21 protein-coding genes and 1 pseudogene are annotated in these 25,796 nt (G+C 71.8%); 16 read left to right on the top strand and 6 right to left on the bottom strand.

The genetic code is table 11. The features are described from left to right. Nucleotides 1–35: 35 nt before the first annotated feature. The 3 genes from ACLGIH_RS34465 to fes form a co-directional block, all read right to left on the bottom strand. On the bottom strand, nucleotides 36–818 hold the full coding sequence (locus tag ACLGIH_RS34465; protein WP_416529159.1) for a 2,3-dihydro-2,3-dihydroxybenzoate dehydrogenase: 783 nt from the start codon (nucleotides 816–818) through the stop codon (nucleotides 36–38). After that, nucleotides 815–1,747, bottom strand: a complete 933-nt coding sequence (locus ACLGIH_RS34470; protein ID WP_416529160.1) for an ABC transporter substrate-binding protein — start codon at nucleotides 1,745–1,747, stop codon at nucleotides 815–817. Before ACLGIH_RS34470 ends, ACLGIH_RS34465 begins: the two co-directional genes overlap by 4 nt. 171 nt (nucleotides 1,748–1,918) lie before the next feature. Further along, nucleotides 1,919–3,247: an enterochelin esterase gene (fes, locus tag ACLGIH_RS34475; RefSeq protein ID WP_416529161.1), complete on the bottom strand. Its 1,329-nt coding sequence runs from the start codon at nucleotides 3,245–3,247 to the stop codon at nucleotides 1,919–1,921. Nucleotides 3,248–3,469: 222 nt separating this feature from the next. Here fes and ACLGIH_RS34480 point away from each other — a divergent pair, with 222 nt between their 5' ends. From ACLGIH_RS34480 to ACLGIH_RS34515, 8 genes are all read left to right on the top strand, one after another. Further along, on the top strand, nucleotides 3,470–4,486 hold the full coding sequence (locus ACLGIH_RS34480) for a FecCD family ABC transporter permease (RefSeq protein WP_416529162.1): 1,017 nt from the start codon (nucleotides 3,470–3,472) through the stop codon (nucleotides 4,484–4,486). Then, nucleotides 4,483–5,556, top strand: coding sequence for a FecCD family ABC transporter permease (locus ACLGIH_RS34485; RefSeq protein WP_416529163.1), 1,074 nt, complete (start codon nucleotides 4,483–4,485; stop codon nucleotides 5,554–5,556). The genes ACLGIH_RS34480 and ACLGIH_RS34485 overlap by 4 nt, the downstream gene beginning before the upstream one ends. Before the next feature lie 328 nt (nucleotides 5,557–5,884). Further along, entirely contained in the window at nucleotides 5,885–6,535 is a 651-nt protein-coding gene (locus ACLGIH_RS34490) for a GntR family transcriptional regulator (RefSeq protein WP_416529164.1), read from the top strand. 48 nt (nucleotides 6,536–6,583) lie between these two features. Beyond that, complete coding sequence (locus ACLGIH_RS34495; RefSeq protein ID WP_416529165.1) at nucleotides 6,584–7,336, top strand: PIG-L deacetylase family protein; 753 nt, start codon at nucleotides 6,584–6,586, stop codon at nucleotides 7,334–7,336. Next, complete coding sequence (locus ACLGIH_RS34500; RefSeq protein ID WP_416529166.1) at nucleotides 7,333–8,040, top strand: 4-carboxy-4-hydroxy-2-oxoadipate aldolase/oxaloacetate decarboxylase; 708 nt, start codon at nucleotides 7,333–7,335, stop codon at nucleotides 8,038–8,040. The genes ACLGIH_RS34495 and ACLGIH_RS34500 overlap by 4 nt, the downstream gene beginning before the upstream one ends. Beyond that, on the top strand, nucleotides 8,037–9,164 hold the full coding sequence (locus tag ACLGIH_RS34505; protein WP_416529167.1) for a 4-oxalomesaconate tautomerase: 1,128 nt from the start codon (nucleotides 8,037–8,039) through the stop codon (nucleotides 9,162–9,164). The genes ACLGIH_RS34500 and ACLGIH_RS34505 overlap by 4 nt, the downstream gene beginning before the upstream one ends. After that, nucleotides 9,145–10,095 carry a catechol 2,3-dioxygenase gene (locus tag ACLGIH_RS34510; RefSeq protein ID WP_416529168.1) on the top strand — a complete coding sequence of 317 codons (951 nt, stop codon included), beginning with the start codon at nucleotides 9,145–9,147 and terminating at the stop codon, nucleotides 10,093–10,095. Before ACLGIH_RS34505 ends, ACLGIH_RS34510 begins: the two co-directional genes overlap by 20 nt. Before the next feature lie 203 nt (nucleotides 10,096–10,298). Beyond that, a complete protein-coding gene (locus ACLGIH_RS34515) occupies nucleotides 10,299–11,630 on the top strand; it encodes an MFS transporter (RefSeq protein ID WP_416529169.1) in 1,332 nt (443 codons plus the stop codon). A 226-nt stretch (nucleotides 11,631–11,856) separates the two neighbouring features. Here the strand turns inward: ACLGIH_RS34515 and ACLGIH_RS34520 are convergent. Then, nucleotides 11,857–12,618 (bottom strand): annotated as a pseudogene (locus ACLGIH_RS34520) (DNA polymerase III subunit beta family protein); the annotation flags it as partial. Between the two features lie 444 nt (nucleotides 12,619–13,062). Between ACLGIH_RS34520 and ACLGIH_RS34525 the strand changes: the two are divergent. The 3 genes from ACLGIH_RS34525 to ACLGIH_RS34535 all read left to right on the top strand — a co-directional run bounded on the left by ACLGIH_RS34525 (nucleotide 13,063) and on the right by ACLGIH_RS34535 (nucleotide 17,507). Further along, nucleotides 13,063–14,457, top strand: a complete 1,395-nt coding sequence (locus ACLGIH_RS34525) for a CapA family protein (protein ID WP_416529170.1) — start codon at nucleotides 13,063–13,065, stop codon at nucleotides 14,455–14,457. Between the two features lie 123 nt (nucleotides 14,458–14,580). After that, nucleotides 14,581–16,227 carry an ABC transporter permease gene (locus ACLGIH_RS34530; RefSeq protein ID WP_416529171.1) on the top strand — a complete coding sequence of 549 codons (1,647 nt, stop codon included), beginning with the start codon at nucleotides 14,581–14,583 and terminating at the stop codon, nucleotides 16,225–16,227. Nucleotides 16,228–16,274: 47 nt separating this feature from the next. Further along, on the top strand, nucleotides 16,275–17,507 hold the full coding sequence (locus ACLGIH_RS34535) for an ABC transporter ATP-binding protein (protein WP_416529172.1): 1,233 nt from the start codon (nucleotides 16,275–16,277) through the stop codon (nucleotides 17,505–17,507). A 21-nt stretch (nucleotides 17,508–17,528) separates the two neighbouring features. On the opposite strand, the gene ACLGIH_RS34540 is transcribed toward ACLGIH_RS34535, so the two are convergent. Both ACLGIH_RS34540 and ACLGIH_RS34545 read right to left on the bottom strand, forming a co-directional pair. After that, on the bottom strand, nucleotides 17,529–18,524 hold the full coding sequence (locus ACLGIH_RS34540) for a LysR family transcriptional regulator (RefSeq protein ID WP_416529173.1): 996 nt from the start codon (nucleotides 18,522–18,524) through the stop codon (nucleotides 17,529–17,531). A gap of 104 nt (nucleotides 18,525–18,628) precedes the next feature. Beyond that, on the bottom strand, nucleotides 18,629–19,651 hold the full coding sequence (locus ACLGIH_RS34545) for an ABC transporter substrate-binding protein (RefSeq protein ID WP_416529174.1): 1,023 nt from the start codon (nucleotides 19,649–19,651) through the stop codon (nucleotides 18,629–18,631). Nucleotides 19,652–20,075: 424 nt separating this feature from the next. On the opposite strand from ACLGIH_RS34545, the gene ACLGIH_RS34550 reads away from it, so the two are divergent. The 5 genes from ACLGIH_RS34550 to ACLGIH_RS34570 all read left to right on the top strand — a co-directional run bounded on the left by ACLGIH_RS34550 (nucleotide 20,076) and on the right by ACLGIH_RS34570 (nucleotide 25,780). Continuing rightward, nucleotides 20,076–21,278 carry an MFS transporter gene (locus tag ACLGIH_RS34550; RefSeq protein ID WP_416529175.1) on the top strand — a complete coding sequence of 401 codons (1,203 nt, stop codon included), beginning with the start codon at nucleotides 20,076–20,078 and terminating at the stop codon, nucleotides 21,276–21,278. Between the two features lie 111 nt (nucleotides 21,279–21,389). Continuing rightward, nucleotides 21,390–22,532 carry an alpha/beta hydrolase gene (locus ACLGIH_RS34555; RefSeq protein ID WP_416529176.1) on the top strand — a complete coding sequence of 381 codons (1,143 nt, stop codon included), beginning with the start codon at nucleotides 21,390–21,392 and terminating at the stop codon, nucleotides 22,530–22,532. Then, nucleotides 22,529–24,259, top strand: coding sequence for a thiamine pyrophosphate-binding protein (locus ACLGIH_RS34560; RefSeq protein ID WP_416529177.1), 1,731 nt, complete (start codon nucleotides 22,529–22,531; stop codon nucleotides 24,257–24,259). The genes ACLGIH_RS34555 and ACLGIH_RS34560 overlap by 4 nt, the downstream gene beginning before the upstream one ends. Next, a complete protein-coding gene (gene rraA, locus ACLGIH_RS34565; protein WP_416529178.1) occupies nucleotides 24,256–24,738 on the top strand; it encodes a ribonuclease E activity regulator RraA in 483 nt (160 codons plus the stop codon). Before ACLGIH_RS34560 ends, rraA begins: the two co-directional genes overlap by 4 nt. Nucleotide 24,739: 1 nt before the next feature. Further along, the gene (locus ACLGIH_RS34570) at nucleotides 24,740–25,780 is read left to right on the top strand and encodes an LLM class flavin-dependent oxidoreductase (RefSeq protein ID WP_416529179.1); all 1,041 of its coding nucleotides are present in this window, start codon (nucleotides 24,740–24,742) and stop codon (nucleotides 25,778–25,780) included. Nucleotides 25,781–25,796 lie beyond the last annotated feature (16 nt).

The following is a 25,796-nucleotide window of genomic DNA, read 5'->3' on the forward strand; positions in this document are numbered from 1 at the left end:
TCTCCAGTGGGGAGGACGTGTGCCGAGGGCCCGGGTCAGGCCCGCAGGGTGGCGCCGCCGTCGACGTACAGGTCGTGCATGGTGATGTGCCGGGCGCGGTCGGAGGCCAGGAAGACGACGGCGTCGGCGATGTCGGAGAGGTTGGCGATCCGGCCGAGCGGGATGCCCGTGCGGTAGGTCGCCGGGTCGCCCTCGATCACCCGCCGGGCGGAGGCCTCCTCCTCGCCCGCCGTCCACAGGGCGCGCTGCATATCGGTCATGGTCGAGCCGGGGGAGACCGTGTTGCAGCGCACGCCCTGCCGCGCGACCTCCAGGCCCAGGCACCTGGTGAACATGACCGCGGCGGCCTTGGACGCGGCGTAGGCGGCGAAGCCCGCGCGGGGGACGCCTCCCGCGTTGGAGGCGACGGTGACGATGCTGCCGCGGCCACGCCCGGCCGTGCGGCGGGAGGCGGCGCGCGAGACGTGGAACACCCCGGTGGTGTTGACCGCGAAGTGCGCTGCCCAGTCCTCGTCGGAGAGGCCGGCGACGGGTCCGTCGCGCAGGATGCCGGCCACGTTGACGGCGATGTCCAGCGGGCCGAGGGTCTCCTCGGTCTCGGCCACCAGCTTCTCCACGGCAGTGGCGTCGGTGACGTCCAGCGGGCGTGCGGTGACCCGCCCGTCGTGCCGGGCGGCGAGTGTCTCCACGCCCGCGGGGTCGAGGTCGGTGGCGACCACGCGGGCGCCCTCCTCGATGAGGGCCGTGACCACCGCCGCGCCGATGCCCCGGCCCGCCCCCGTCACGAGGGCGAGCCGGCCGTCGAGTCCGGGCGTCACGAGGCGAGCGCCTTCGTCACGTCGTCCAGGACGATCCGGGCGGCCAGGGGGCCGCCGGCGCTGTTCCAGGCGGAACCCTGGACGACCACGACGTGGCCCTCCTGCTCGGCCTTGAGCCTGCTGAAGTTGGGCACCTTCTCGGCCTCGGCGTACGCCTTCTCGCCGTCGGCCTTCTCGCCGAGGGTGCCGAAGAACAGCCAGTCGCCGTCGATGGTGGACAGCTTCTCCAGGCTGACCGGCTCGCTGTGGCCGGTGCCCACGCCCTGCTGGTCCTCGGGCCGCTGAAGGCCCAGGGCGGTCAGGGTGGCGCCCACGTGGCCCACGCCCCGGCCGACCGCCGACGGCGCCTTGCTCTGCCAGCGGATCACGCTGACGACCGCTCCGGCGTTCTCGCCGAGCTTCCCCTTGGCGGCCGCGACGTCGGCGTCGAAGCCGGTGAGGATCTTCTCGGCCTCGGCCTTCCGGTTCAGCGCGTCGGCCGTGGCGGTGAAGGCTTTCTTCCAGTCCTCGTTCAGCTTGGCGGTGACCACGGTCGGGGCGATGGACTCCAGCTTGGAGACCTCGCCCTTCACCGCCGTGGTCTCGTCGAGCAGGATCAGATCGGGCTGGAGCGCGGCCAGCTTCTCCATGTCGGCCTCCGCGACCGTGGCGACCACCTGCGCCTCGGCCGCCTTGTCGGCTAGGTACGTGGACACGCCCTTCTGCCCGCGCCCGGCGGTGGCGCCGACTGGCTCGATGCCGAGGGCGAGGGCGGCGTCCAGGGTGGGCTCGCTGAGCGTCACGACCTTCTTCGGCTCGGCGGGCACGTCGACCTCGCGGCCCGTGGCGTCGCCGCCGCCGTCGTCACCGCAGCCGATCAGGAGCAGGGCTCCGGCGACGACGGCGGCGGAGGCGAGGACGGTTCTGCGGGAGGCACGTGCAGGGGACATGAAGGAGCCGCTCCTAGGGAGGGTGGTGGGAAACGGAAAACGGGGCGGGACAGGGAGACGGGAACGGGGTGGGACGGGGAAACGGGATGAGACGGGGAAAGGCGTGAGAGACGGGGGAAGGGGAGACCCGGGCGGGGAGTCGGAGGGCGGAAGGGGGCGCGAGGCGACGGGTCAGGGGGTGGGACCGCCCAGCAGGCGAACCAGCCCGTCCGCCAGAGCGCCGTGCCAACAGGCGTAGTCATGACCACCGTTGAACTCGGTGCGGGTGACCCGGTGGCCGGTCGTGCGCAACGAGTCGTACAGGGCGCGGCTGTGGTCGACCATGACGCCCTCGTGCAGTCCGACGTCCAGATGGACGCGCACCGGCCGGGCGGTTCCGGTGGCGTAGCGGGCGACGAGCCAGGGCGTGCCGTGGACCGGCGGTTTGGGTCCGGCCGGCGGCGGCTGGCCGGGCCGCCACCACAGGGAGGCGGACTGGGCGAGGACGTTGCCGAACCGGTCGGGCCGCAGGTAGGCGGCGTACAGCGCGGTCACGCCGCCGAGGCTCTGTCCGGCGACCACGGTGCGTTCCGGGTCCGTGGCCAGCGGCCAGCGTCCGGCCGCCCAGGGCAGCAACTCGTCCGCCAAGAAGGCGACGAACGGTTCCCGGCCGCCGAGGTCGCGCCAACGGGTCCGCCGGTCCACGGCGTCCGGTGCCAGCACGGCCAGCGGCGGCAGCGCGCCGTCGGCGATCAGCGCGTCCAGCGTGTCGCCGAGACGGAGCCGCCCGAACCACATGTCGCCGTCGCACAGCACCACGGCCGGCAGGGGCACACGCGCGCCCGGTTCGTGACCCGGCGGCAGGTAGACCCAGGCGTCCCGGTCCCCGACCGGCGCCGAGCCCGGGACCCGGTGCCGCTCGACCCGCCCGGCCGGCAGCGTGCCCCGGCGCCCGGCCCACCGCTGGGCGGGTGCGTCGGGCAGGGCGAAGACCGAGGCGTCGGACTCCTGCCGGCGGGTGGCGACGGTACGGCGGTTGAGCGGGTCGGCCGCGGCGAACGCGGTCAGCGACCGCAGCCGCTGCTGGAGTCCGTCCGGGTCCGAGGGCGGTTGCCCGAGCGAGTTGTCGGCGGCCAGCCGGTAGGAGCCGCGGTGGTCGGCGCGCAGCCGGAGCCCCAGATGCCAGACGTCGGTGCCCGGGACCCGCTCCAGCAGTGAACCGGCCAGGTGGGCGCGGTCGGTGAGGCGGTTGCCGAGGAACAGCACCTGCCGGGTGGCGCGGTGACCCCGCCACAGGAACGTGACCGCCCGATGGCCGGGCGCACCGTCGAGCTCCTCGACGAGCGGGGTGCCCAGGCTCTCCGCCTCCTGCCAGAACTCGGCGGCCAGGGCCGCCCGTCGGGCGTCGTCGGCCCCCTCCACGGCCTTCAGGAGCCGCGCGACGCGCGGTCCCGTCACCCGCTCCGGGCGGACGTCCGGAGCGGTGGCACGGCGAGGGGTGGGTCGAGTGAGCGTGGTCATTGGCGTTCTCCGTGAACCGCTGGTCGGAGGGTGCAGGGCAGGCCAGTACTGCCGACGAAATCGTCAACAGTGAAGGTAAGGCTAGCCTAAGCTAGGCACATGTCCATCGGAATGTGTGCCCTGCACCCAGACGCTCCGGTACCCGCCGTCCGGCGCCCCGCCCCCCGGACGGCCGCCTCGTGAGCACCGCGACGTCCGCAGCCCCGCCGAGGCGGGAGCAGGGTGGGAAGAGGCCCCCCAACCCCCACCGGGGCTCCCCGGCGCGCGGCGGGCCTGCTGCTCGGCGTCCTCCTGCTCGTCGGGGCGACCGCCCTCTCCCTGGCCGTAGGGGCCAGGCAGATACCGCTCGACCAGGTCTGGTCCGCGCTGTTCGACCCGTCCGGCAGCGAGAACGACGCGATCGTCCGGGACCTGCGGCTGCCCCGCACGCTCATCGGCGCCGCCGTCGGCGCCGCCCTCGGCCTCGGCGGCGCCGTCATGCAGACCCTGACCCGCAACCCGCTCGCCGACCCCGGACTCCTCGGCGTCAACGCGGGCGCGTCGGCCGCCGTCGTCACCGCGATCGGGGTCCTCGGCATCACGTCGTTCACCGGATACCTGTGGTTCGCACTCGCCGGCGCGGCCCTCGCCGCCACCGCCGTCAACGCCCTCGGCGGCGGCCGGTGGGCGACACCGGTGCGGCTCGCGCTGGCCGGAACCGCCGTCAACGCGGCCCTGTTCGGCTACGTCAACGGCCTCTCGCTGTGGCACCTGAGCACGCTGGACGAGATGCGGTTCTGGTCGGTCGGCACCCTGGCCAACCGGGAGGCGTCCCTGCTGGCCACCGTGGCACCGCTGCTCCTGGGCGGCGCCGTGCTCGCCCTCGCCCTGGCCCGGCCGCTCGGTGCCGTCGCCCTCGGCGAGGACCACGCGCGGGCGCTGGGCACCCGGGTGCGGCGCGTGCGGGTGCTCTCCGTGGTCGCCATCACCTTGCTGTGCGGCGGCGCCACCGCCGTGTGCGGGCCGATCGGCTTCATCGGCCTGATGATCCCGCCCGCCGCCCGCGCCTTCTGCGGGCCCGACCCGCGTCGGCTCATCCCCTGCTGCGCGGTGTTCGCACCGGTGCTGCTGCTCGTCTCGGACGTGATCGGCCGCGTCGTGATGCCTCCGTCCGAGATCGAGGTGGGCACGGTCACCGCGTTCCTCGGCGGACTGCTCTTCATCCATCTCGTACGGCAGCGGAAGGTGGCCCAGTTGTGAGCCTCGTGAAGGACACCCCCGTGCGGACCCGCGCGGAGGTGCGGCGCGGACTGCTGCGCACCGGCCGCTGGTCGCTGCGCTACGGCACCCGGACCCTGCTGGTCTGCGCAGTGCTCGCCGTGCTCACGGCAGGCGCCATGGTGCTGGCCATCGGCACCGGGAGCTATGAGCTGTCCCCGCCCGAGGTGCTGAGCACGCTCGCCGGCGACTGCCCGCCGGGCGCCGAATTCGTCGTCCTCGACCTGCGCCTGCCCCGGGCCCTGGTGGCCGCGCTGGTCGGCTTCGGGCTGGGCACGGCGGGCGCGGTCTTCCAGACCCTGGCCCGTAACCCGCTGGGCAGCCCCGACGTCATCGGCTTCGGCCACGGCGCCTCGGCCGGCGCGCTCGTGGCCATCATCGTCCTCGACGCGGGCGCCGCGCAGACGGCCGTCGGCGCGGCGTGCGGCGGTGCGGCGACGGCCGCCGCCGTCTACCTGCTGGCCTGGAAGCGCGGGGTGCACGGATACCGGCTGGTCCTCGTCGGCATCGGCGCTTCCTCGGTGCTGGGCGCGGCGACCAGCTTCCTGTACCTGCGCGCCGACATCGGCAAGGCCGCGCAGGCCGCCGCCTGGACGGTCGGTTCGCTCAACGCCCGGGACTGGAACGACGTCCGAGTCGCCGCGCTGGGCCTGGTGGCGCTGATGCCGGTCGTCCTGGCGTACGGACGACGGCTGACCATGCTGGAGATGGGCGACGACACCGCCGCCGCGCTCGGGGTGCCGCCCGAGCGGAGCCGCCTGGTGCTGCTCGGCGCGGGCACGGGCCTCACCGCCCTGGCGGTGGCAGCGGCCGGCCCCGTCCCGTTCGTCGCGATGGCCGCCCCGCAACTGGCCCGCCGGGTGACCCGGGCTGCGGGCCCGAACGTCCTGGCCGCGGGGTGGACCGGAGCGTTCCTGGTGACCGCCGCGGACCTGGCCACCCAGCGCCTGACCGGCTCCGCCCTGCTGCCGGTCGGTGTGGTGACCGGCGTGGCGGGCGGGGCCTACCTGGCCTGGCTGCTGCGCGCCGAGCGCCGGGGCTCCCGGCTGTGACGGGGGAGCCGGCCGCCGAGCGGGACTGACGTGCGCCACACCGCGAGCGGTGGATCATGGCCTCCCCGCACCTCCGCCCCCGGCGGTCCGCCTCCCCGGCGGCGACCTGGACCGAACGCGCTCCGGTCCGCGCCACCCGCCTGCCCCGCGACGTGACCGGCCCGCGGGTCATCGGGACGCGGCGGTTGCCGCCTCTCGGGGGACACCGCGACGACGGCGCGTGAGCGGCCGGTGCGTACCGGAAGGCGCCGAATCCGTAGACGAAATTGTTGACAATCTTGTTTGGCTAGATTTACGTTCGACAGGCACTCACTCAGGGAGGGCGACCATGCCGAACCAAGACCGTCCGGGCACCGGGGAGCAGGCCAGACAGCTTGCGCTCGGGCAGCTGCGGCAGGCGATCCTGCGCGGCGACATGGCGCCGGCGCAGCGGCTGGTGGAGAACGAACTCGCCGAGCAGTTCGGCGTGACCCGGGCCAGCATCCGGGCCGCGCTGATCGACCTGGAGTCCCAGGGGCTCGTGGAGCGGATCCGCAACCGCGGCTCACGGGTACGGGTGGTCACCGTGGAGGAGGCGGTCGCCATCACCGAATGCCGCCTGGTCCTCGAAGGGCTCTGCGCGGCCAAGGCGGCCTCGGCCGTCGACGACGGGCAACTCGGCGAACTGAGGGATCTGGGCATGGCCATGCGCAAGGCCGTGGCCGACGGTGAGCCGTTGACCTACTCGGACCTCAACCACGAACTGCACGCCAGGATCCGGGAGTTCTCCGGACAACGGACCGCCGTGGAGCTTCTGGAGCGGCTCAACGCCCAACTGGTGCGGCACCGCTTCCAGCTGGCGCTGCGCCCGGGGCGTCCGCAGCAATCCCTGAACGAGCACCTGGCCATGATCGAGGCGATCGAGGCCAGGGACCCACAGGCGGCCGAGGCGGCCGTCCGGGCCCACCTCACCAGTGTGATCGAGGCGCTGCGCGACTGACACACGCGTCGAGGCGGGCGTCACCTGTCCAGCAAGGAGATTTCACTCATGACGCACGGCAACGCGCCCGCCGCCACCCCACGGTCGACACTGGTGGTCACCGCGCACGCGGGGGACTTCGTGTGGCGGGCGGGCGGCGCGATCGCCCTGGCCGCCTCGCGCGGGGAGAAGGTCACCATCGCGTGCCTGACCTTCGGCGAGCGCGGCGAGTCCGCCAAGGCCTGGCGCGAGGGGAAGAAGCTGGAGGAGATCAAGGCGATCCGCCGGGAGGAGGCCGAGAAGGCCGCCGCCACCCTCGGCGCCGAGGTCCGTTTCTTCGACGCCGGCGACTACCCGCTGATCGCGACCCCCGAGCTGACCGACAGGCTCGTCGGGGTCTACCGCGCCATCCAGCCCGACGTGGTGCTCACCCATCCGGTCGAGGACCCGTACAACGGCGACCATCCGGCCGCCAACCGCATGGCCCTGGAGGCCCGCGTCCTCGCCCAGGCCATCGGCTACCCCGGCGAGGGGGAGATCATCGGCGCGCCGCCGGTCTTCTACTTCGAGCCGCACCAGCCCGAGATGAGCGGCTTCAGGCCCGAGGTCCTGCTCGACATCACCGAGGTGTGGGAGACCAAGCGCAGGGCGATGGAGTGCCTCGCCGCCCAGCAGCACCTGTGGGACTACTACACCGACCTGGCCGTCCGCCGCGGTGTCCAGCTCAAGCGCAACGCGGGCCCCAACCTGGGCCTGGCCCACAGGACCATGGCCGAGGCGTTCATGCGCCCGTACCCGCAGATCGCGAAGGAGCTGGCATGAGCGGCGTCATCGTCACCGACCCGCCGAGGGCCGCGGCCGAGGACGTCGAGGCGCTCGCCGGGTACGGCGTGGCCACCGTCAGTGAGGCCATGGGGCGCACCGGACTGCTCGGTCCGGAGATCCGTCCCGTTCAGCAGGGCGTACGCATCGCCGGCACCGCGGTCACCGTGCTCAGCTGGCCCGGCGACAACCTGATGATCCACGCCGCGGTGGAGCAGTGCGGCGAGGGCGACATCCTGGTCGTCACCACCACCTCCCCGTCCACCGACGGCATGTTCGGCGAGCTCTTCGCCACCGCCCTCCAGCGGCGCGGCGTCCGCGGCCTGATCATCAACGCGGGCATCCGCGACACCCAGGAGCTGCGCGAGATGGGCTTCGCCGCCTGGTCCCGGGCCGTCTCGGCCCAGGGCACCGTGAAGGCCACGGGCGGGTCGGTCAACGTGCCGGTCGCCGTGGACGGCCAGGTGATCCGTCCCGGTGACGTGATCGTCGCCGACGACGACGGCGTGGTCGTCGTGCCCCGTGAGAAGGCCCGGCGGACGGCCGAGGCGTCCGAGGCCCGCGAGGCCAAGGAGGCCGGCGCCCGCGCCGCGTTCGTCGAGGGCCAACTGGGCCTGGACCGCTACGGGCTGCGGGAGAAGCTGGAGCAGCTGGGGGTCACCTACCAGTCGTACGACGAGTACAGCGCGGGGGAGAGGCCGTGACCGGCCCCGAGGGGGTGCGCTGCACGCTGATGCGCGGCGGCACCTCCAAGGGCGCCTACTTCCTGGCCGACGACCTGCCCGCCGACCCCGGTGCCCGGGACGGGCTGCTGCTGCGGATCATGGGCAGCCCCGACCCGCGTCAGATCGACGGCCTGGGCGGGGCCCACCCGCTGACCAGCAAGGTCGCCGTGGTCTCCCGGTCGGCCGACCCGGACGCGGATGTCGACTACCTCTTCCTTCAGGTCGCCGTGGACACGCCCGAGGTGATCGACCGGCAGAACTGCGGCAACATCCTCGCCGGGGTGGGCCCGTTCGCGGTCGAACGCGGGCTGGTGGCGGCCGGGGACGAGGAGACGTCCATACGCATCCGCATGCGCAACACCGGAGAACTCGCCGTCGCGACGTTCCCCACCCCGGGCGGACGCGTCGACCCCACCGGGGACGCCGAGATCTCCGGTGTCCCCGGGTCCGCCGCCGCGGTGGTCATGGAGTTCCCGCAGGGTGCCGGTCCCCTGCTGCCCACGGGCAACGTCCGCGACACCGTCGCCGGCACCGAGGTGACTTGCGTCGACAACGGCATGCCGGTCGTGCTCATCCCGGCGTCCGCGCTGGAGGTCACCGGTTACGAGACGCCCGGGGACCTGGAGGAGAACGCCGCGCTCGCCGACCGGCTGCGGGAGATCCGGCTCGCCGCCGGACGGCTGATGGGCCTCGGCGACGTAGCGGGCACCACGGTGCCCAAGCTGACCCTGCTCGCCCCGCCCGCGGACGGCGGCGCGGTCATGACCCGCACCTTCGTCCCCGTGCGCTGCCACACCTCCATCGGCGTACTGGGCGCCGCGAGCGTGGCCGCCGGACTCCGCCTGCCCGGCGGGGTGGGGGAGCCGATCGCGGAACTCCCGCACGACGGCGACCGCCTGCGCATCGAACACCCCACCGGATTCCTGGAGGTCGGCATCGACGTCGACCCGGGCTCCGACACGGGGCCCGCCGTGGTCCGCCGCACCGCCGTCGTGCGCACCGCACGGAAGATCTTCGACGGCACCGTCTTCCCGCGGTCCGCCGAGACGGCACCGATCCCCGCACAACGCCCTGGAGGCCCCCATGACTCCGCCGCTCGGTGACATCGCCCATGTCGGCCACGCCCAGCTGTTCACGCCCGACCTGGACGCGAGCGTCGCCTTCTTCACGGACTACCTGGGCCTGACCGTCAGCGGTCAGGACGGCGACACGGTCTACCTGCGCACCTACGACGACTACGAGCACCACAGCCTGGTCCTCACCGCCCGCGAGCACCCCGGCCTCGGCCGGCTCGCGCTGCGCACCTCCAGCGAGGAGGCGCTCCGGCGCAGGGTGGCGGCGCTCGAGGCGGCGGGTCGGCCCGGCACGTGGACCGAGGACGAACCGGGCCTCGGCAAGATCTACCTGACCACCGACCCCGACGGCCACGAGCACGCCCTGTACTGGGAGAGCGAGCACTACCGGGCACCGGACGAGCTGCGGCCGGCGCTGAAGAACCAGCCGCAGGCCAAACCAAACCGGGGCGTGGGCGTACGCCGCCTCGACCACGTCAACTTCCTCGCCGCCGACGTGCTCGCCAACGCCGAGTTCCAAGAACAGCTCCTGGGCGCCCGGCCCACCGAGCAGATCCGGCTCGACTCCGGGAAAATTGCCGCCCGTTGGCTGACCTTCACGAACAAGTCGTACGACATCGTCTACACAGAGGACTGGACCGGCACCTCGGGACGCCTCCACCACATCGCCTTCGCGGCCGACACACGCGAGGACATCCTGCGCGCCGCCGACCTCGCCATCGACACCGGCGTGTTCATCGAGACGGGCCCGCACAAGCACGCCATCCAGCAGACCTTCTTCCTCTACGTCTACGAGCCGGGCGGCAACCGCATCGAGCTGTGCAACCCGCTCACCCGCCTGGTACTGGCCCCCGACTGGCCGATCGTCACCTGGACCGAGGCTGAACGGGCGAAGGGACAGGCCTGGGGCCTGAAGACCATCGAGTCCTTCCACACCCACGGCACCCCGCCCGTCGCCTAGCGGAAGATCGGACGACGGGGGTGGGCCGCGCGGGTCGCGCGCGGCCCACCCTTCGCCGTACGCGCCCCGAGCCTCCACGGCGGCCACCAGATCGTTGCTGAGATTGTTAACAAAAGTGTTGACGCGCGGTGAACGCGGTCCTTAGCGTCGCCCCATCACACGTCCCCTCCAGGCACCGCCTCCTGGACGAGAGGAAAACAACGATGTCCTCCTCACCCGCCGCGCTGTCCGCCCGCGGCAGCAGACTGGCCCTGCTGGTCGTCGGCCTCTGCTGGCTGGCCGTCCTCTTCGACGGCCTGGACATGTTCATCTACGGCTCGGTCCTGCCCCACATGCTCGAGGAGAAGGCCCTCGGCATCACTTCGGGCCAGGCCGGCGACCTCGGCAGCTACGCCACCTTCGGCATGCTGGTCGGCGCGCTGGCCGCGGGGACGGTCGCCGACCGGATCGGCCGCAAGCAGCTGATGGTCTCCTGCGTCGCGCTCTTCTCGCTGGCCTCCGGCCTCTGCGCGGTCGCGAACAGCGTCGCCGTCTTCGGTATCGGCCGGACGCTGGCCGGCGTCGGCCTCGGCGGCCTGTTGCCGACCGCGATCAGCATGGTCTCCGACTACGCCCCGCGCACCCGCGCCGCCCTCACCATCGGCCTGCTGATGACGGCCCACCACACCGGCGGCATCCTCTCCGCCTACGTGGCCCTGTGGATCGTCGAGCCGCTCGGCTGGCGCGCCGCCTTCTGGGTCTGCGTCGCCCCGCTGCTCTTCGTCCCGGTGCTCGCCAAGTGGCTGCCCGAGTCACTGAGCTTCCTCGTCGCCCGGGGACGCACCGCCGAGGCCCGCGAACTGGCCGCCCGCTACGACGTCGAGCTGCCCGCCGCGGCGACCGGCAAGCCCGCCGCCGGCGCCCGCTGGAACAGCCTGCTGGGCCTGTTCCGCGGCGGCGAATGGGTCCAGACCCTGCTGTACTGGCTGGCCTCCTTCGGTGGCCTGCTCCTCGTCTACGGCGTCGCCACCTGGCTGCCCACCCTGATGCGCGGCGAGGGCTACGAACTGGGCTCCGCGCTCACCTTCGTCGTGCTGTTCAACCTCGGCGGCATCGTGGGCATGCTGGTCGCCGGCCGGGCCTCCGACCGGTTCGGCGCCCCGCGCATCTCCGCGATCTGGTTCGCGCTGACCTCCGGCGGTGTCGTCCTGCTCAGCGTCCACATGCCGCTGGCGCTGACCTTCGTGGTCGTCTTCCTCACCGGTGTGTTCCTCAACAGCGCCCAGACCATGATCTACGCGACCGTCTCCATCGGCTCCGCCCCCGCCAACCGCGCCACCGCCGTCGGCTGGACCTCCGGCATGGGCCGCTTCGGCGCCGTCTTCGGTCCCTGGCTCGGCGGTCAGCTGCTCGCCGCGGGCAAGGGCGACTGGGGCTTCACCGCCTTCGCCCTCGCCGGCTTCTCGTCCACGGTCTTCATCGGCATCGCGGCCCTGCGCACGGCCAAGCGGACGGCCGCCGGCAGCCCGGAGCAGAAGCTGGTCGGCGCCCACTGAGCCCGGCACCCGTCGCCGTCCCGGCCGGCGCCCCACAGGGTGCCGACGGGGCCGGCCGGGTACGTCCCGCGCAGGCGAGCGGGCCCGGTGCGGCCTCCACTCCTGTTCCGTGCCTCGGTGACGCGCCCCGTACGGACAGGACAGGTGGACGAGCGAGCCGGGCCGGCTTCGGAGAGGTCCGCCAGGTGGTGAGCGAGGGAGCAGCGGTGCAGCGGGTCGCCGGTGCCTTCGACATCGTCACGCGGGTGGCGGCCTCGCCCAGTGACACGAGCATCAGCCGGTAGTCGGGGAACGGCTCGGGCAGAAACCGGCAGTGCCGGTCCTCTCGCCCGGCCATCCGAAGCCAGACGCCGTGTGGTGCCGCCTCGAGCCGTACCAGCGCGCTGCGGCGGATCTAGGCGGCCGCGATCCGCAACTCGCCACCGTCGACCGTGCCCGCCCACGTCTGCCGCGGTGGTTCGGTCGGGGCCAGGGTACGGGTGGAGAGCCGGTAACGGTCCGTCGCGGTCAGGGTGATCGCCTCGTGGCTCACCTCGACGTGCAGGTCGGCGAGGACCGGCGTCCCGGGCTCGTGCGCGGTCGCGGTCAGGACCTGCTCGACCGCATGCGCCAGCACGGGTCCCTTCATCACCGCGACCAGGGAACCGGGCACGTTGCCGAGCGCGGACTTGATGACAGCGGCCTTCCGCCGTGCCGCTGCCGCGTCCCCCGCCACCTTGGCTACATGCTCGTCGAGCAGAGGGAGCGCCTCGTCGGCTCCTGAGCCGAGTACGGCCTCGACACCGGTGAGGGGCATGGCGATCTCACGGAGCTGACGCAGCGCGGCAGCCCGTGCCACCTGGTCATCGTGGTAGTAACGGTAGCCCGAGACCGGGTTCACCTCGGCAGGAGGCAGCAGCCCGGAGTCGGCGTAGAACCGCAAGGCGCTGGAGGTCGGACCACAGCGTCGGGAGAAGGCCCCGATCGGCACCAGCTCGGAATTCGGCACAACGCCATCATCGGGCTTCAAGCAGCTCGAAGGTCAACACCTGTGAAGAGGCCTGTCCCCATGGACGGCAACTCTCCTCTCAACCAGGGCAGTTCGAGCTGTCCTCCTCGGTCGCCATCGACTGGTTCGACACCCACCTTAAGGCCGCTGCGGACCGGCAGGAGGACTGGCCCGGTCGGACGGGTGGCGCACGGACGCGGTCCGGCACCGCGACGACGGGATGACAGGGGGGCGACCTCACGGCCGGCTTCCTGCGGCGCCGGCCCGTGCCCCCGCGGACACCGGTGCGGCGAGGCGATAACCACCGGTGATGACCGCAGTAGGAACTCTGTGCTTCTGCGCACGTCCGCGCCGACCTAGCTTGAGGAAAGCCCGATCACCTCGGGTGTCGCCGCGCGTTCACGGGCGACTGTGTCCGGCAATCCGGAAGGAAGTGCGAGTCGTATGCCCCCTACCGCCGACTGGTCGGTCGCCATCGCCGGCGAGTGCATGGTGACGAGGCCGTTCTCCATGCACTCCGAGGCGGAGTTCCTGCGCATCCGGGAACTGTTCGACAAAGCCGATGTCGCCTACGCGCACCTGGAGATGAACTTCGGCGACGCCGCCGAGGTGCACCCGGGCCGCGGTGACTGGTACGGCAGTTACATGCTCGCGGAACCCCGCGTGGCCGAGGACCTGCGGTGGCTCGGTGTGGACGTGATGTCGACGGCGAACAACCACAGCCTGGACTTCGGCTCGGCCGGGTTGTTCTCGACCGTGCAGGCCCTCAAGGACGCCGGACTGGCCTGCGCCGGCACGGGCCGGGACCTGGACGACGCCCGGATGCCCACCTACGTCGAAACGCCCCGCGGCCGGATGGCGCTGATCTCGACCACCTCCGGCAACCGGCCGCACGAATGGGCCGGCCGCCCCAAGGAGACCATGCAGGGGCGCCCCGGCATCAACCCGCTGCGGGTCACGACGACCTACGTCGTGCCTCCGCAGGCCGCGCAGCCCCTCAGGGTCGCGGCGCAGGGGCTGAACATCCTGCGCACCGGCAAGGACTGGAAGCCGGGGAAGACGGGCCGCGTTCTGCGGGACGACGAGTTCCAGTACAACCTCCCCGGAGGACAGTCGGCCGCCGGTGAGATGGTCTTCCGCGAGGGTGACGAGTACAAGATCCTCACCGAGTGCCATCCCGGTGACCTCGAAGGCAACCTGCGCGCGATCCGTTCGGCCGCCGCCATGGCCGACCTGGTCATGGTCGCCCACCACTTCAACATCGCCGAGGGCCCGCGCGGCGACCGCCCGCCCCGCTTCGTCCGGGAGTTCGCCCACCGCGCCATCGAGGCCGGCGCCGACATCTTCGTCGGCCACGGCTGGCACAAGACCCTCGGGATCGAGATCTACCAGGGCAAGCCCATCTTCTACGGGCTCGGCAACTTCTTCGCCCAGTCCGAACTGCTCGAACGCGTCCCCTACGACAGCTACGAGACCTGGGGCCACGACGTCGACGCCCTGCCGACGCTCACCCCGGACTTGCATCCCCTGCACCCGGGGCTGGACACCCCCACGCCGACCTGGTGGAGTTCGGCCGTGATCGAGGTGCACCTCACCGACGGCCGGCTCACCGGCATCACCCTGCACCCCGTCGAACTGGGCCGGGAGGTGTCCAAGGAGGCGAAGATCACCCGAGGCACCGGCAAGTCGGCGCAGCACCCCGCGACCGAGGGCCGCCCCCTCATCGCGGACCAGGTCAACGGCGCCGAAGTGCTGGAGCGCTACCGGCAGCTGTCCGCCGAGTACGGCACGACCCTGGAGACCGACGGGCACGTGGCCCGGCTGCGGCTCGGCGACTGATCCCCGCACGATCACGAACAGGAGGTACCGAGACGCATGGTGACGCCGACCCGACAGCCGACCTCCCCGCCGCGGGCGACCGGGAGGCGGGCGCGGACGCGACGACGGGGTCCCGGGGCCCTCATGGTCCTCGTCGTCCTGCTCCTCGCCGTCCTCGTCTTCCTGCCGACCGCGCTGGTGTTCGTCCGTGCCGTCTCTGAAGACCCGCGCGACGCCCTGTCCACCTTCACCCTGGACGCCCTGAAGGACTCCTACGGCTCGTGGGAGATCTGGCGGGTGCTGGGGGAGACCATGGCCATGTCGCTGGCGTGCGGTGTCATCGCCACCGCCCTCGGCGGCGCGCTCGCCTGGGTGCTGGCCCGTACCGACGTACCGCTGCGGCGGTTCTTCGAACTGGTCGTGATCGCCCCGCTGTTCCTGTCCCCGTTCATCGGTGCGCTGGCGTTCCTGGAGCTGGGAGCGCCGCGCACCGGCCTGCTCAACCAGCTCGCCCGGGACGTCGGGCTGCCCGGCTGGGTGTCGATCAACGTCATGACCTTCCAGTGGCTGATCGTCATCCTGGCACTGCACTACGTGCCCTACGGCTACCTGCTGGTCTCCGGCAGCCTGCAGAACATGGACGCCGGCCTGGAGGAGGCGTCCCACATGAACGGGCGGGGGACCCTGCAGACGGCGCTGCGGATCTCCCTGCCGGCCATCCGGCACGCCACCCTGTCGTCCGTCATGTTCGTCACCATCAGCGCCACCGGCATGTTCTCCGTGCCGGCGCTGCTGGGCGCCAAGATGGACTTCCAGCCGCTGGCCGTCACGGTCTACCGGGCCACCAACGGCTACCCGAGCGACTACGCACTCGCCGCCGCCCTCGGCACCATGCTGGTGCTGCTCAGTGTGATCGGCCTGTGGCTGTATCAGCGGGGGCTGCGGCAGTCCTCCAAGTTCGTGACCGTCACCGGCAAGTCCCGCAACCGCAAGCGCATCCACCTGGGCGGGATCAGGTACCTCTTCGTGTTCCTGCTGATCCTCTACGCCCTGATCACCACCGTGCTGCCCTACGCGGCCCTCGGCCTGCGAGCCTTCAGCACCTCCACCAACCTCGACGAGATCGACCCCACCTTCGACGTCGTCCGGCAGGTCATGGCGGCTCCCGAGCTGAAGAACGCGCTCGGCAACACGGTGATCGTGGCCGTGACCACGGCCCTGTGCGCCGTGGCCGTCGGCATCCTGACCTCCTACGTCACCGAGCGGGTCCGGCACCGGGGCTCCGGCCTGCTCAACGCCGTCGCCATGTCCCCGCTGGCCGTCCCGGGCATCGTCTTCGCCACCGGTGTGTTCGCCCTCTACCTCGGCACCCCGCTCTACGGCTCGCTCGCCATCATGGTGGTCGCCTACGTGGCCTCCTACCTGCCGCACGCCACCCGTGTCACCGGCAACGGCTTCGCCCAGATCGACAAGTCCCTGGAGGAGGCGTCCCGCATGTGCGGGGCGGGCCAGGGCCGCATGCTGTGGACCATCCTGCTGCCGCTGATGCGGCCGTCGATCGCCGCGGGCGTCATCATGGTGTTCCTGTTCACGGTGCGGGAGATCAACACTGCGATCCTGCTCTACACCCCGGACACCATGCTGCTGTCCATCCTCTCCTTCAACTACGCCCAGCAGGCGTCGCTGCCGGCCGCCGCCGTCGTCGGTCTCCTGGAGACCGCCCTGATGATCGGGTGGATCGTCGTCATGCGGGTCCTGCTCCGGCCCGGAAAACTGCACCAGCGCGCCTGACGCGCACGGACCAAGCCGCCCGAAACGCGAACGAGGTGAACAGATCGATGGACGAGCCGCACCGCGACCCATGGGACCACGGCCTGGTGGTGGAAGGACTCTTCGCCGACTACGGCGGCACGACGGCGGTCTCCGACCTCGGTCTGGAGATCGGGCGGTCCGAGTTCGTCACCCTGCTCGGACCCAGCGGATGCGGGAAGACCACCACGCTGCGCTGCGTGGCCGGCCTGCACACTCCCACGTCGGGGGAGATCACCCTGGGGGGACGGCCGCTGTACGCGCCCGGCGCGAACATCCCGCCGCACAAACGGGACATCAACATGGTGTTCCAGTCCTACGCCGTGTGGCCGCACATGACCACCGTGGAGAACGTCATGTACGGCCTCAAGGCGAAGAAGACACCCAAGGCGCGGGCACGCGCCCAGGCCGAGCAGATGCTGGAACTGGTCGGCCTCGGCGAGTTCACCCACCGCAATGCCACCGAGCTCAGCGGCGGACAGCAGCAGCGCGTCGCCCTGGCCCGCGCGCTGGCCACCGAGCCCAGCCTGGTGCTGATGGACGAGCCGTTGAGCAACCTCGACGCCCAGCTGCGGGCGCGGATGCGGGACGAGATCCGGCAGATCCAGCGCCGTACCGGCATCACGGTGCTCTACGTGACGCACGACCAGTCCGAGGCGCTGTCGATGTCCGACCGGGTGGTGGTGATGAACAAGGGGGTCATCCAGCAGATCGGTGACCCCTGGACGCTCTACCACCGGCCGGCCAACGGATTCGTGGCGACCTTCGTCGGCGAGGCCAACGTGGTGCCCGCGGCCGTCGTCGACGTGGGGGTGCGCACCTTCTCCGTGAAGGTGCCCACGCTCGGCCCGGACACCGTGCTCGACATCGCCCACGCCACCGCCACCGCCAGCCCTTCCCAGGGCGACCGGATCTCGGTGGTGTTCCGTCCCGAGTGGGTGCGGGTGGGCCGGGAGACCGAGCCTCCGCCGGACCGCCTGGACACCAACGAGTTCCGGGCCCGTCTGGTCGCCAGCGAGTTCCTCGGCGACCACTTCGAGCGCACCTACGAGGCGGGGGAGCACCGGCTGCGTGTCCAGGCCGTCACCGGTCCGACCTCCCGGCCGCCGGAGATCGGCGCCGAGCAGACGTTGCTGCTGACGCCGGACAACGTGACCTGGTTCCCCGCCGAGGACGCCGGCCCGCACGGTGACGCGGCCGGGACGGCCGCCGTGGACGAGGACCTGCCAGTCGGTGTGCGCACCGAGGTGCTCGGCAACTGAAACCCCGGCGCGCCGGTGCCCTCACGCGGGCACCGGCGCAGCCGTGCGCTGGGCGGGGCTGAGCGAGGACTCGATCTTGGCCGGCAGCATGCCGAGGAAGGTCCGGGCGGCCCGGGAGACCTCTCGGTCGGGCGGCGCGAGGATGACGGCACCCCGGGTCAGGGGCAGTCCCGGCGCCGCGGCGCGGCGCAGCAATCCGGACCGCTGGTCCTCGCGCACGCAGAACTCCGGGAGGACGGCGAGGGCCAGCCCCCGGGTGACGTAGGTGCGCATCGCCTCCAGACCGCGTGATTCGAGCACCACCCGCAGGGAGACGCCGACCTTCTCGGCCCAGCACTCGACCAGCCGACGGCTGCGCATGCCGTCCGCGAACGTCGCGAAGTCGGCCTGCGCGAGGTAGGGGACGCGGTCGGCCTCGGGCAAGGCGTGGATCTCGTCGTCGGGCCGCGCGTAGAGGTACATCTGTTCTTCGATGGCACCGAGGGTGGGGAACTCGCTGGGGGCCGGGTAGCGGCAGATGCCGAAGTCGGCCCGGCCCTGCGCGAGGGCCCGTGTGCACGCCTGCCGGGACGGCTCGTGCTTGATGACGACCCGGACGGACGGTGTCGTCTCCTTCATGGTCATGACCGCGCCGACGAGCAGGTGCTTGATGTGGTCGGAGTCGCTGACGACGGTCACGCTCGAGCTCTCCGGCAGTTCCTTCATCCGCTCCAGATGCTTGTGGAAGCGGTCGGTGCGGGCCAGCACCTCCTCGGCGAAGCCGAGCAGTTCTCGTCCCGCGGCGGTCAGTTCGGACCGGGCACCCTGCCGGCGTTCCAGCAGGGTGCAGCCCAGCAGGCGTTCGAGGTGCCGGATGCGCTGGGAGACGGCGGGCTGAGTGAGAGCCAGCTCGGCAGCGGCGGCGCGGAAGGAGCCGGCGCGGACGAGGGTCTGGAAGGTGTACATCTGGTCGAATGTCAGTCCCGCGATCAGCCGTTGGCGGCTGGTGTGACGCCAGGCGGTGGTCTCGAACGTCATTGTTCCTCCTGTCGGGCGGGCAGGGCGGGCAGGCGTGAGCCCGGGGCGGACCTGGGGTTGCCAGGCCCTCCCCGGGACGGGTGGGAGGCGTCAGTGGCGACCGCTCACTTCTTCAGCGTGGCGTTGACCTTGCTGACGAAGTCGGCGAATCCGTCGCCCTGCAACTCGGACTGGGTGGCCATGCCGTACCAGATCTCCGGCTTGGAGTACCACAGTTCCTTGGCGATGGCCCGTTCGTCCACCCACCCGGTCCGGGTGCCGGCCCCGGTGCCGTAGGTGGCCATGAGGTCGTGGCCCCCGTCGGAGCTGGCCCACTCCAGGAAGAGGCGGGCGGCATACGGATGGGGGGTCGCCGTCGGCAGCCCCATCATCCACAGGGCGGCGTTGGTGGGTGTCGGGTAGGCGTACTCGATGGGAGCGCCGTCGTCGATGTAGTCGTTGTAGAGGGTGTCGGTGCCGAACGTGACGGCGTACTCGCCCTTCACCAGCTGTTCGGCGATGGGGATCTGGCTCTCGAAGAGCGCCGGGTCATTGTCGGCCACGCCGTCCAGCCAGTCCCAGCCGTACTCGTCGGACTGGTGCAGGATCACGTTGGCGTAGTTGCCCGCTGTGGTCGCGCCGCCGGTGTCGCCCAAAGCGATCTTGCCTTTGAACGCGGGATCGGCCAGGGCGGCCACCGGGTCCGCGCGCAGCAGCTTCTGCTGCTCGGGCGTGGTCACCTCGGTGTTCCATGCGATGGCACCGATGCTCTGGTGCAGGGGGTAGATCTTTCCGGCGAGTCCGGTGCCGGGCAGGATCTTGTCGTAGTCGTAGGCGTCGTAGTTCTGGGTGCGGTAGTCGGTGATCCAGCCTTCCTTCTCGCCGTCCTGCCAGAGCTGGTAGACGTTCTGGATGACGACGTCCGCGTTGTCGACACCGCCGCCGACCTCCTGGGCCCACCTCTGGAAGAGCGTGGTGCTGCCGTCGCGGTAGAGCTTGACCTGGATCCCGTACTTTTTCTCGAAATGCTCTGTCCATGCGGTGGTCGACTTTTCCGTGGTGGCGGCGTACAGGCTGACCTCGCCCTCTTCCTTGGCCTTTTTGATCAGCGAGTCCATGCCCCCCGCGTCGGCGACGTTCTTCGGCAAATTCTCGGAAGTCCCGCTCCCGGAACCGCCGCACCCCGCCAGCAACAGCGTACTCGCGGCCGCTATTCCGACGAGTACCTTTCGGATTCTCATGCTGCCCCAGCCTCCAACTTCCTTGTTCTCGGGGGGAGACGCAAAAGTCCGTAACTTCTCGGAAACAGTAGGGCCGTGCGTCAGGGCCGGTAAGCGTCGGGTTTCTACTCCACCGATAAGGCTGGTCTTATCGCCGGGACGGAGAACATCACGGGCGGCCCTCTTGCGCACTGGTCGGGTACGGAGAAGCGTCGACAATATCGTCGGCAGTAGCGATGACGTCAGGGACAGTACACGTCACACCGCGCGTGCGGAACGGTGCTGACATGACCGAACGCGCCCGTCGGACCGGTCCGTGCACCACCCGGGACAGCTAAGGAGACTGATGCGCGTGTCAGAGCCGGCCGTTCCCTGGCGGCAGTTGCTGCCGACCGCCCTCGTCCCGAACGTGTTGCACGGCTGCGGTCAGGGCGCCGCGATGCCCGTGACGCTGCTGGCCGCGAGGTCGCTGACCGGCTCCTCGGCCACCGCCGCGACGGTCGCGGCCCTGCTGACCGCGGGACAGTTGCTGCTAGCCCTGCCGGCCGGATGGCTGGTCGGCCGGTACGGGGAGCGGCGCGTCATGCTCCTGGCGACAGCGGTGACGGCGGTGGGCGGTACGACGGCGTACCTCGCGCGCTCCGTGTGGCTGCTCGCGGCGGGCGTGCTGGTGATCGGCAGCGGCGCCGCCGTCTTCACCATGGCCCGCCACACCTGGGTCACCGTCGCCGTGCCTGCCCGGGTCCGCGGCCGGTCACTGTCCGCTCTCGCCGGGGCCACCCGGCTGGGCCTGTTCGCCGGCCCCCTGCTGGCCGCCGCCGCCATGCGGCTCACCGGCGGTGTCCGGGGCGGATTCCTGGTGGTCGTCGTCGCGTGCGTCCCGCTGGCGGCACTGGTCGTGTCGGCACCCTTCCAGGAGCCAGGCGCCGTCGGCACGGGCGACGAGGCGGCTCCGCGCGTGTTGCGTACCGTCTGGGAACGCCGCCGGGTACTGCTCACCCTCGGCCTGACGCTCTCCGTCGTCAGTACGATGCGGACCACCCGACGCATCCTCGTGCCGCTGGTCGGGACCGCCGTCGGTCTGGATGAGGTCACCGTCACCATCGTGGTCGGTCTCGCCGCCGGGCTCGACTTCTCACTGTTCTACGCGGGCGGAGTGGTGACCGACCGCTGGGGAAGGGTCGCGGTCGCCCTGCCGGCCCTGGTGGTGTTCGGTGTCTGCCATCTCGGGCTCGCGCTCGCGCCGCGACTGCCGCTCGCGGTGTACTGGTTCCTCGGCAGCACCGCGCTCATGGCGATCGCCAATGGGTGGAGCGGGGGGGTTGTGCCCACCGTTGGATCGGACCTCGCGGACCCGCGGTCACCAGCCCCGTTCCTCGGTTCCTGGCGGTTGGCCACCGAACTGGTGCCGTCCGTGGCGCCATTCGCCGTCGCGGCGCTGGCCGGCGCGCTGTCCCTGACCGCCGCCTGCGCCGCGGTCGCGGGCCTCGCCGCGCTGGCCGCGCTGCTCCTGCCGACCCACGCGCGCAAACATCTGCCCCGGCGGACCACCTGACGTCCGGGGCACCGCGGCTGCTTATCGGCTCATCACGGATGCTTTCACGCCGGGCATTGCGCTTCGCGGCACCGGCTTCCGACCATAGCGGGAACCGGAGAGGAGAGTCACATGACATTCCCAGGGAAGAGACACCGCCTCGGACGCCGCGCGGCGAGCGTCGTGACGTCCACCATTCTCGTCGCGATGTGCCTGGCGGTGGCAGCCCCGTCGGCCGCCGGAGGCGCCGGCAACGCGAATTCGGCCGCTGCTCGGGCGGAGCGGGATTCCACCGGAACCGTGCTGCGTGTGAAGGTGCACGGGAACTCACTCGAAGGAAATCTGGAGGGCGATTCACCGGACCGGGACGTCTCGGTGTACCTGCCTCCCGGCTACAAGTCCGACTCCCACCGGCGCTACCCCGTGCTGTACATGCTGCACGGGTTCACCAACACGGACCTGAGCTACTTCGGCGACGGCGCCGGGACACACATCCCCACCCTCGCCGACCGCGCCATCGCGGGCGGCACCGCACGCGACATGATCATCGTCACTCCGAACGCGATGACCGTCTACGGCGGCAGCAACTACTCCAGCGGCGCGACCACGGGGGACTGGGAGTCCTTCATCTCCCAGGACCTGGTGTCGTACGTGGACAGGCACTTCCGCACCATCGACCGGGTCGAAGCCCGCGGGCTGGCAGGTCACTCCATGGGCGGTTACGGCGCGATGCGGATCGGGATGAAGCACCCCGAGGTCTTCTCCTCCCTCTACATCCTCAGCTCCTGCTGCATCTCCCCGACCAGCAACATTCCGGACACCCCCGAGGAGATGGCGGCGTTCGAGGCGTTCACCGAGCGTCCCGACGACTACACCCAGATCCCGTCCGGCATCAGGACGGCGGTCGCCGCCGCCGCGGCGTGGGCCCCCGATCCCGCCAACCCGCCGCTCTACTACGACTCCCCGGTCAAGAACAGCGGACTGGACCCGGCGGTGTTCGCCCGGATGACCGCCAACCGGCCGCTCGCCATGGTCGACCAGTACATCAGCAACCTCAAAAAGCAACACATCGCCTTCGACGTCGGGGACGAGGACACCAACATCCTGGCGAACCTCACCGAGTTCGACCGCGTTTTGACCTCGTACGACGTGCCGCACACCTTCGAGGTCTACCAAGGCAACCACGGCAACCGTGTCCCTGAGCGCTTCGAGAACGAGGTGCTCCCCTTCTTCTCCAAGTACCTCGCGCGAAAGCCGGCGAAGGAGTCCTCTTGAGCAACACCGACCTGGCCGCCGCGACCGGCACCCAGGCCCGCACCGCCACGCGGGCCACGGCGTTGGCCGACGCCGTGGCGCGCACCGGTTGCACTCATGTCTTCGCCCTCATGGGCGACGGCAACATGCACCTGCTGCTGGCGCTGGAGGAACGTGGCGTCGGCGTGGTCGAGGTCCGGCACGAGAGCGCCGCCGTGGCGATGGCCGAGGGGTACACCTGGTCCGCGGGCCGGACCGGCATCTGCTCGGTCACCCACGGCCCCGGACTCACCCATGTGGCGACCTCACTGGTGGTCGCGGCGCGCAACCGCACGCCCCTCGTCGTGATCGCGGCCGAGACACCCGCCGGCTACCAAGGCGCCCAGGCCTTCGACCAGGCGTCCTTCGCCGCCTCCTGCGAGGCGGAGTACCACGCCATGGGCCGGGACGACGACCCCGAGGACGCCCTCGCCGCGGCCCTCGCAGCGGCAGGGGGACGGTCGCGACCGGTCGTCCTCGGGATCGCCGCCGACCTCCTCAACGCGCCGGCGCCCGAAGGCACCGCACGCGGACCGGCGGTGACGGCGGACGCCGCCGGGGCACCGACCGCCGAGGACGACGCGGTCGCGGCCGACCGGCTGGCCCGGCTGCTCACCGACGCCGAACGGCCGGTGCTGATCGCGGGCCGAGGCGCGGCGGGCAGCCACGCTCCCGACCTCCTGCGCACGCTCGCGGACCACCTCGGCGCCGGCCTGGCCACGACCCTGCCCGCCAAGGGCATGTTCGACGGCCACCCCCTCGACCTGGGCATCGCCGGCGGACTGGCCCACCCCGCCGCCGAGCGCCTGCTCGGCTCCGCCGACCTGGTCGTGGCGTTCGGCGCCTCCATGGGCCGCAGCACCACGCAGTCCCGGCACCTGTTCGCCCAGGCACACGTCGTCAAGGTCGTCAACGAGACACCCGGCGCGCAGCCGATGCGGCCACCGGGGGACGGCGGACGGACGGAGACACTGCGAGGCGACGCGACGGGCACCCTGCGCCGCACCGTGTCCCTGACGCGGGCGTTGACCGGTTCGCGCCGACCGTGGTTCAGCCCGGTCGGCCCGGCCGCCGACTGCTGGCAGGAGGACCTGCGGGACTTCGCCCCGCCGCTCCCCGGCGGCACCGTCGACCCCCGGCGCGCGGTCGCCGAGATCAGTGAGCGCCTCCCCGAGGACGCCACCGTCGTCATCAGCAACGGCCACTGCTCAGGATTCGCCGCCGCGTTCGTCACCGTGCCCGCCCGGGGCCGCTTCTTCACCGCCCAGGGCTTCGGCTCCATCGGCCAGGCGCTCACCACTGCCATCGGCGTCGCCCTGGGCGCTCCGGGACGCAAGACCGTGGTCTTCGAAGGGGACGCCGCGTTCATGATGCACGTACAGGAACTGGACACCGCGGCCCGAGCCGGGGCCGACCTGACGGTGTTCGTCCTCAACGACCAGGCGCTGGGCACCGAGTACCAGCGCCTGCACCGCGACGGCGACAACGCCGGCGCCGCCGTCGTCCCGCCACCCGGCCTCGCCCCGCTCGCCACCGCCTTCGGCGCCCGCTCGGCGACCGTGGACGCGGCAGGGAAGGGGGAAGTCATCGAGGAGGCGCTACGCCCCGGGCTCGCGGTCGTCGACGTACGCACCGCCCGGACGGTGCTCAGCCGGCACATGCGGCTCCCGCACACGCTGACCGGCCAGAACGGAGGGAAGGGACAGTGAGCGAGGAGCCGACGGCGGACGTCTGCGACCGGTTGCAAGGCACCGTCCAGACCTGCACCACCCAACTGCGGTCGTACGGCGGCCGGACCCGGTTCTCCGGGGTCGTCGACACCGTCTCGTGCCTGGAGGACAACCTGCTCGTGCGCGAGGCCCTGTCCCGGCCCGGACAGGGCCGGGTGCTCGTGGTCGACGGGGCGGGATCGCTGCGCACGGCGCTGATGGGCGACGCGATGTCCGACCTGGCGAGGGACAACGGCTGGGTGGGGGTGATCGTGCACGGAGCGGTGCGTGACGTGGCCCGGCTGCGCGAGACCGATCTGGGAGTGCTCGCCCTCGGGTCGAACCCGCGCCGCAGCGGGAAGACCGGGACCGGCACCGCCGGGCAGCCGGTGGTGTTCGGCGGCGTGGTGTTCACTCCGGGCGACACCGTGCACGCGGACGAGGACGGTGTGGCCCTGGTGCCCCGCGAGACGGAGTGAGATGACCCGGACACCGCGGTTCGCCATGCAGTTCACCGTTCTCGAACCGGTCCTCACCCGCGGGCACGCCCGCCGGCTGACCGACCTGGCCAGGATGGCCGACGACTACGGTTTGCACTCCATCGGTGTCGGTGACACGGGCTTCCGCCTCAACGAGGCGGCGGCCCGTGTCACGCTGCTCGCGCTCGGCACCACGCACACCTACGTCGGGATGCGCCCCACCAACCCCTGGACCCGCGACCCGCAGATCGCGGCGGCCTTCCTGGCCACGATCGACGGCATCACCGGTGGCCGTGCCTTCATGGAGGTCGCCACCGGTGACTCCGCCGTGCGCAGTGTCGGCCGCCGTCCGGCCACCCGGGCCCGCCTGGAGGAGTACGTCACCTGCGTCCGCGATGTCCTGGCCACCGGCCACGGACGCTATGACGGACGCGACATCCGCGTCTTCACCGGCCCACGTGACTCGGTACGCATCTCGGTCGGCGCGGAGGGACCGCGCATGCTGCGGCTCGCCGGGGCCATCGGCGACGCCGCCTCCATCGGCACCGGCCTCACCCCCGAGGTCGTCACGTGGTCCCTGGAGCAGCTCCGGGAGGGGGCACGCGAGCGTGGCCAGCGGGTTGCCGCCGAGCCGTGGTTCACCGTCCGCTGCGTCCTGGACGACGACCGGGAGGCCGCACGGGACCGGCTGCGTCCCTCGCTCGCCTCGATCCTGCACCACAGCATGCGGCAGGGGGTCGAGGGCCGGCTGGTCCCCGCACGCCACCACGCGGTGGTGCGGGAGTACGTACGCCGCTACACCCTGGCGGACCACCAGCGGGCAGGTGGCGGCAACGCGCGGCTGATGGGGGAGCTGGGTCTGGCCGACTTCGCGATGGACCGCTGGGGCATGGCGGGTGACGCGTCCGACTGGACCCGGCGCATCGAGGCACTGACCGCCCGTGGAGTGCACCGCGTGTGGTTGGCCAGCCGCGGCGGCCTCGACGAACTGGAGCGCGTGCTGCGGACCTTCGGGGAGGAGGTGTTGCCCCGGGTGCGCTGAACGGCACACGGGTGGG

This window comes from Streptomyces hamibioticus (assembly GCF_047946815.1).
Taxonomy (GTDB): domain Bacteria; phylum Actinomycetota; class Actinomycetes; order Streptomycetales; family Streptomycetaceae; genus Streptomyces.

Coding starts and splice junctions, on each gene's coding strand:
- ACLGIH_RS34470 (WP_416529160.1), bottom strand. CDS start 1,747: ATGTCCCCTGCACGTGCCTCCCGCAGAACCGTCCTCGCCTCCGCCGCC.
- fes (WP_416529161.1), bottom strand. CDS start 3,247: ATGACCACGCTCACTCGACCCACCCCTCGCCGTGCCACCGCTCCGGAC.
- ACLGIH_RS34490 (WP_416529164.1), top strand. CDS start 5,885: ATGCCGAACCAAGACCGTCCGGGCACCGGGGAGCAGGCCAGACAGCTT.
- ACLGIH_RS34495 (WP_416529165.1), top strand. CDS start 6,584: ATGACGCACGGCAACGCGCCCGCCGCCACCCCACGGTCGACACTGGTG.
- ACLGIH_RS34500 (WP_416529166.1), top strand. CDS start 7,333: ATGAGCGGCGTCATCGTCACCGACCCGCCGAGGGCCGCGGCCGAGGAC.
- ACLGIH_RS34510 (WP_416529168.1), top strand. CDS start 9,145: ATGACTCCGCCGCTCGGTGACATCGCCCATGTCGGCCACGCCCAGCTG.
- ACLGIH_RS34515 (WP_416529169.1), top strand. CDS start 10,299: ATGTCCTCCTCACCCGCCGCGCTGTCCGCCCGCGGCAGCAGACTGGCC.
- ACLGIH_RS34525 (WP_416529170.1), top strand. CDS start 13,063: ATGCCCCCTACCGCCGACTGGTCGGTCGCCATCGCCGGCGAGTGCATG.
- ACLGIH_RS34530 (WP_416529171.1), top strand. CDS start 14,581: ATGGTCCTCGTCGTCCTGCTCCTCGCCGTCCTCGTCTTCCTGCCGACC.
- ACLGIH_RS34535 (WP_416529172.1), top strand. CDS start 16,275: ATGGACGAGCCGCACCGCGACCCATGGGACCACGGCCTGGTGGTGGAA.
- ACLGIH_RS34540 (WP_416529173.1), bottom strand. CDS start 18,524: ATGACGTTCGAGACCACCGCCTGGCGTCACACCAGCCGCCAACGGCTG.
- ACLGIH_RS34555 (WP_416529176.1), top strand. CDS start 21,390: ATGACATTCCCAGGGAAGAGACACCGCCTCGGACGCCGCGCGGCGAGC.
- ACLGIH_RS34570 (WP_416529179.1), top strand. CDS start 24,740: ATGACCCGGACACCGCGGTTCGCCATGCAGTTCACCGTTCTCGAACCG.